This is a genomic window from Hydrocoleum sp. CS-953 (genome assembly GCF_002260545.1).
Classification (GTDB): Bacteria; Cyanobacteriota; Cyanobacteriia; order Cyanobacteriales; family Microcoleaceae; genus Trichodesmium.
Window position 1 is genome coordinate 1 of the sequence record NZ_LGSU01000902.1, and the last position, 5,339, is coordinate 5,339.

A 5,339-nucleotide genomic window follows, 5' to 3' on the forward strand; every position below is an offset into this window, starting at 1 on the left:
AATTATTAATTATTAATTATTGAACTCCTTCCCAACATTCAATCAGTTTGTTGTTGGGTTTCCTTAACGTCAACCCAACCTACAAAATGCTTAATTATTAATTGTTAATTGTTAATTATTCGGTAATTCTAAAGTTAATATGGAACCAATAGTAACAGCATGAGTATGAGTAGAAACGACAACGGCACCAAGTCGAGGATCGTAACAACCAACCCACGGTGCGGGATGGCATTCGTGAACCAAATAAGCATATAACCATATCGGTGCTTTACCTTCTATGACAACACCTTGTTGCCACTGAATATTCGGGGGTATTTTCAAACCTTTTAAGTCAGCAGGTGTAATAATACCGTCTGGTGTAGTCATCTCAATATGAAGATGTTGATATGGCATTCCATCAGTAGTTTGATGGGAAATTAATTTAAGTTGTATAGATGTCATTTCAGTTATCAGTTATGGGTTATCAGTTATCAGCTTTCAGTTATTAGTTTTTAGTTATTAGTACCTCCAAGACCTTATTTTTTTACTATTGATATTCTAACATGATGTAGAAGACAGCTCTTCTGCTCAGTATTTGGCCTGATAATATAGAAATATCCTCTTCTACAACTCCGTATACTTAAATATTAGGAGGAAAAAATTATGAGCATCAAACTCACAGAAAGATTTCAACAAGCATTGGTATTAGCTTACAACTTACATTCTCAACAGTTACGCAAAGACGGACGTACACCTTATATTGCTCACCTTTTAAGTGTTACTGCTTTGGTATTGGAAAATGGTGGGAATGAAGATGAGGCGATCGCTGCTTTATTACATGATGCAGTGGAAGATAGGGGAGGTATGGCAACTCGTCAACATATTCTGGAATTATTTGGAGAAACAGTTGTTGATATTGTTGATGGTTGTACGGAGTCGGAAACTATTCCTAAACCACCCTGGGAAGAGCGAAAATTACGTTATCTTCAGCAAATATCTAATGGCAGTAAATCTGTAAAACTTATTTCTCTTGCTGATAAACTGCATAATGGGAGAGACTTATTAGCTGCATTACGTCAAGAAGGAAAAATAGTATGGAAGCGCTTTAATGGAGGTAAAGAAAAAACTTTTTGGTTTTATCATTCTTTAGTTTCCTGTTATGAAGATGATAATTATCTCAAACAAGAATTTATGAGAATTATTGCTGAATTAGAAAAGTTTTAGGTGTATATAAAATCTGCTGACTTTGGAGAATAATATTTTACTATCAGTTTTGGTAAAAACTCCTTTGGTAGGGGTTTGGTCACCAAACCCCTACAATTATGTTTACTTATCCCCTACTTCTCTATTCCCTAATTATGATTAATTAGCTAACTCTTATTGTGCTTCTAATTTCAATAGAGAATAATATTTTACTATCAGTTTTGGTAAAAACTCCTTTGGTAGGGGTTTGGTCACCAAACCCCTACAATTATGTTTACTTATCCCCTACTTCTCTATTCCCTAATTAATCATAATTAGCCAACTCTTCCTCAGCCTCCAATTTCAATTTTTCTCGAATAGAAATAGGTGCAATAACTTCTCCCTTCGGCCGCCAATCTCTTAACCGCATTAAAACATTAATATCTCCATTTCTTATCCATCCCCAATAATAAGCATCTTTGGGAGAACGTGCCTTAATAATATTCAATAACTTTTGTCTTTTTTGGGGATTTTTTATTTCTTTTTGAACTAACTTTGATAAACTTTGATACTTAATAGGTTTAAATGTCTCATGTCGCACAGTACCATCCACATACCCACGGGCAAACTTAGGTTCAAATCTCATTATTAACAAATCCCGTGGCAAATAAAAATTAAATCCCCAAGCTTTTTCCAGTTCTTCTTCTACAAATTCAACAGTTGGTAATTTTCCTTTTTTCCATAACTCAGACAATTTCTTTGGTATCTGAGAATTACCCCATTTCAAAATAGTTAATTCCTCCGATACTATTCTGTCTAAACGATAATTATGCCAGCCAAATTTACCATCAGTATCTTTGCCAAAAGCAGTTAAATATTTTGCCCGACGCGCATAATGTAGACAAACCGGATAAACTATTATTTCTAGTTCCCTTTCTGTCTTCGCTCTCCAATATTTAAACTTGATTACCCCTCCCGGTAATTGATGCCATAACTCCTCTATTTGTTGATGATAATTATCAACTCTATCTTGAGTTTCATCTGACAGAATATAATCTAAATGTATAAATATTCTTTTTTGTGGTTCATCTCTTACTAAAGACTTTTGTTGAGTTGTTTTTTCCCACAAAGATTCTACTACTAATTCTAAATTAGGTTGTACAAAAGAAAGCGACTCTAAAATCTTTAATAACTCCCAACTTTGAGTCGAGGATAATTCTGAAGTATCCCATCTTTCTGTTTGAATTAGAGGAGGTTGAGGCCAGTTATTTTGTGGTTGACAGTGATATTCTCCTACTTGAGTTTTTGATTTTTGTAGCCATCCTAACTTAGCTAAATATTTTAAATCATCTCTAATAGTACGATGTACTGTCGCAAAAGGACGCTGCTCTATTTCTATAACTTCCCCACCCATTTTATCTCTAATTTTCTGTTGCCACTCTTTAACTGATTGAGGATAAATTTCTACTTTGATTAACTCTTTAATTGACTTTTTACAAATACAATTTTCGTCTGGACATTCCGTTTTTATTTGTTCTGTGGTGAAGCGATCGCTCAAAGGATGTTCCGGGGAAAAAAATTCTTCCCGGAAGTCAATGTAACCAAAATTTTTTGGTAATTTGGCAGCTAAATTCTTTTTTTCTCCATAAAAATAATTTAATAAAACCCATAGTCTAATTGAGCGATTAAATCTATCTCCTAATCGCCCTAATGCTAACCAATCTAATATTTCTGGAGTTGGAAAATAGCTAAAAAAAGTCAAAATTTAAAAGTCAAAATTCAAAAGTGAACATTTAGATAGGGGGGTAACTGTCGAATTGGCGATGTAAATAACTTTAAATTTTTGCTGTGACTCAAAATTAATAGCTGAAAACTGATAATTGATATAGCTAAGAAAGGATTTTCCCTGAATAATTACTAATGATGAATCAAGATTGTGGAAATGTTTTTCCAACTATTCCCTATTCCCTGTTCCCTGTTCCCTACTATAACTGAAATTATGTTTCATCTTCAGCAATTGTAATCAGTTCATCTGCAAGAGTTAGAGAAAACTTAGCATCCAAACTAGGAGCTAAATAAATACCAAAATTATTATCTTTATCTTGAACTTGAGAGGCTATTTTCACCCCTAAACAAATTTCATTACGAGATTGAGCAGCAAATACACAGTCAGCAAAAGATAATTTGCCAACTTTTTCAGGAGGAAAGAAAAGTTCTATCGGTTTAATATACATTTCGCTACCTTCTGCCGAAAATAAATTCCGGTAGATTAACATTACATCTGGTTCTTGAGATACCTGAGCTAAAATTTTAGACACAAATTGATTGGAAAGTAAGAAGTCTTGAACCCCGGCTTTAATTACTAAATCTGTTTCTTCCGAGTCAGCAAGTTCTACTACTAATTCTGTTGTAACTGGGTTTCCAGTTTCTTCCTTGTATTCTTGGAATATTTGCCTAATTTCTAGCAATGTTGTCAAAGTTTTAGCATCAATTTCTTCAGAATTTTTACCTTTACTAGCTAAAATTGAGATACTATTATATTTTTCGGANTGGGTTTCCAGTTTCTTCCTTGTATTCTTGGAATATTTGCCTAATTTCTAGCAATGTTGTCAAAGTTTTAGCATCAATTTCTTCAGAATTTTTACCTTTACTAGCTAAAATTGAGATACTATTATATTTATATAATTCGAGACTTTTGAGTTCTTCAACAACATCTACATTTATTTGCCTAATTTGCATCAAAACTTGAGGATAAGCTTTACGAATTTCCTCAAACTTGGCTTCAATTTCTGATGTTAATTTGTGAGTTACTAGATTAACTTCTGAACCTTCAACTACATATTTAGCGTATTCTCGGAGACAGATAGGAGTTTTGGAGTTCCAACCAATAATTAAATGTTTTTCTGTTTTTCTGTCAATGGTTTTTCTGACATCAACATAACCTAAAATTTCAGGTTTAAGTAAAGGTTCTTGGTGAAATTTAATTTGGGAGTCATCTTCTGCTAAAATAATTATTGATTCAGCATTTTTTAACTGATAATTGCTATCTGGTTTGATAATTACATCCCCATTTTTATCCCGTACACCTAAAGGAATACTTTGATAAAAATGAAATTGTAATTCAGAAAAGCTGAGGTTTTGCCAATCAACTTGAGGATGGTAAAAATAAATTTCATTTCCGGCAAAACCTACGATATTTAAGTATACTGTTGCTAACCCTACAGACCGTGAAGTTTGGACTAAAATTCTCCCTAAAATATCAGCTTCATTCAAAGTTGTTACAGTTTGAGGAGCAATACTTTTCCCTAAAATACGATATTGTGCTGAGTGAATTTCAGCTATTATTGGTGGTAGAGATGATTTTTTTTCTTCATTAGCTGCTACAGTGGCTAAAATTGCTTTAACAACTCTCGCATCCGATAACTTTTTCACATCTTGTGGATCTGTTCCTTTCGCATCATTTAAAATTACTACCGATCTAGCAACTTTAACTCCGACTTTATTCAGATTATTTATATTTGTTACTACTCCATTACGAGTAACTACCCTAGTAGTTGTTAAATCTCCTAATTTATCCCGCAGAAAATCATCCATATATTCCTTATCTTTTTCTGATAGGATGACAATTGCTGCATCATATTCTGATTCATTTGCTATTACTAGCTCAGTAATAATATCAACAATTCTGTCATTAAAACCTAAGATTAAAGTATGGTTTTTTTCTACTACTAAACTTTTACCTTTCTTCAGCAAAGTCAGTCGTGATTCAAATTCTTGAGTAATAAAAGCTACTAAACTAGAGAAAAGTACCAAGCCTAGAAAAATAGTTAATACCCCTACAGTTTTAGTAGAAAAATTTGCTTCGTCTCCCGTATCTCTGAGGCCAATTAGTTGTACAAATACATCCCAAAGCAAATCGCTTTCTAAATCTTGATTTGGGAAAATCCACTCAGAAAGGTAACGTAGACCTGTCATTAATAGGAAAGTCCCAAAAAATGCTGACACTAATGCCAGAAATACCGAGAAGCCACCCTTTGACATAAAGTTGTCAAATTTATACTGAAACTTTTCTTGCCAAGAAAATTTACTTTGAGCAGACATAGATTTTTTCTTCAAACTAATATAACTTTACACCGAACTGTTTATATATATCTGACTAGGTTAGATAACTATAAATC

General features: G+C 33.1%; 4 protein-coding genes and 1 pseudogene. 1 reads left to right on the top strand and 4 read right to left on the bottom strand.

Annotation, left to right across the window (positions count from 1 at the left end; all coding sequences use genetic code 11):
- Nucleotides 1-111 precede the first annotated feature (111 nt).
- Nucleotides 112-441 (bottom strand): CRISPR-associated ring nuclease Crn3/Csx3, encoded by a 330-nt coding sequence (gene crn3 / locus AFK68_RS12100; protein ID WP_094670694.1) that lies wholly within the window; start codon nt 439-441, stop codon nt 112-114.
- A 201-nt stretch (nt 442-642) separates the two neighbouring features.
- On the opposite strand from crn3, the gene AFK68_RS12105 reads away from it, so the two are divergent.
- Nucleotides 643-1,203 carry an HD domain-containing protein gene (locus AFK68_RS12105; protein WP_210407141.1) on the top strand — a complete coding sequence of 187 codons (561 nt, stop codon included), beginning with the start codon at nt 643-645 and terminating at the stop codon, nt 1,201-1,203.
- A gap of 283 nt (nt 1,204-1,486) precedes the next feature.
- Here AFK68_RS12105 and AFK68_RS12110 read toward each other — a convergent pair whose 3' ends face one another.
- The 3 genes and pseudogenes from AFK68_RS12110 to AFK68_RS44900 all read right to left on the bottom strand — a co-directional run.
- Complete coding sequence (locus tag AFK68_RS12110) at nt 1,487-2,923, bottom strand: TIGR03985 family CRISPR-associated protein (RefSeq protein ID WP_246844140.1); 1,437 nt, start codon at nt 2,921-2,923, stop codon at nt 1,487-1,489.
- Between the two features lie 235 nt (nt 2,924-3,158).
- On the bottom strand, nt 3,159-3,710 hold a 552-nt coding region (locus tag AFK68_RS12115; RefSeq protein ID WP_210407365.1), incomplete at its 5' end, for a hypothetical protein.
- Nucleotide 3,711: 1 nt separating this feature from the next.
- Nucleotides 3,712-5,262: pseudogene (locus tag AFK68_RS44900) on the bottom strand (hypothetical protein); the annotation flags it as partial.
- Nucleotides 5,263-5,339 lie beyond the last annotated feature (77 nt).

Coding starts and splice junctions, on each gene's coding strand:
- crn3 (WP_094670694.1), bottom strand. CDS start 441: ATGACATCTATACAACTTAAATTAATTTCCCATCAAACTACTGATGGA.
- AFK68_RS12105 (WP_210407141.1), top strand. CDS start 643: ATGAGCATCAAACTCACAGAAAGATTTCAACAAGCATTGGTATTAGCT.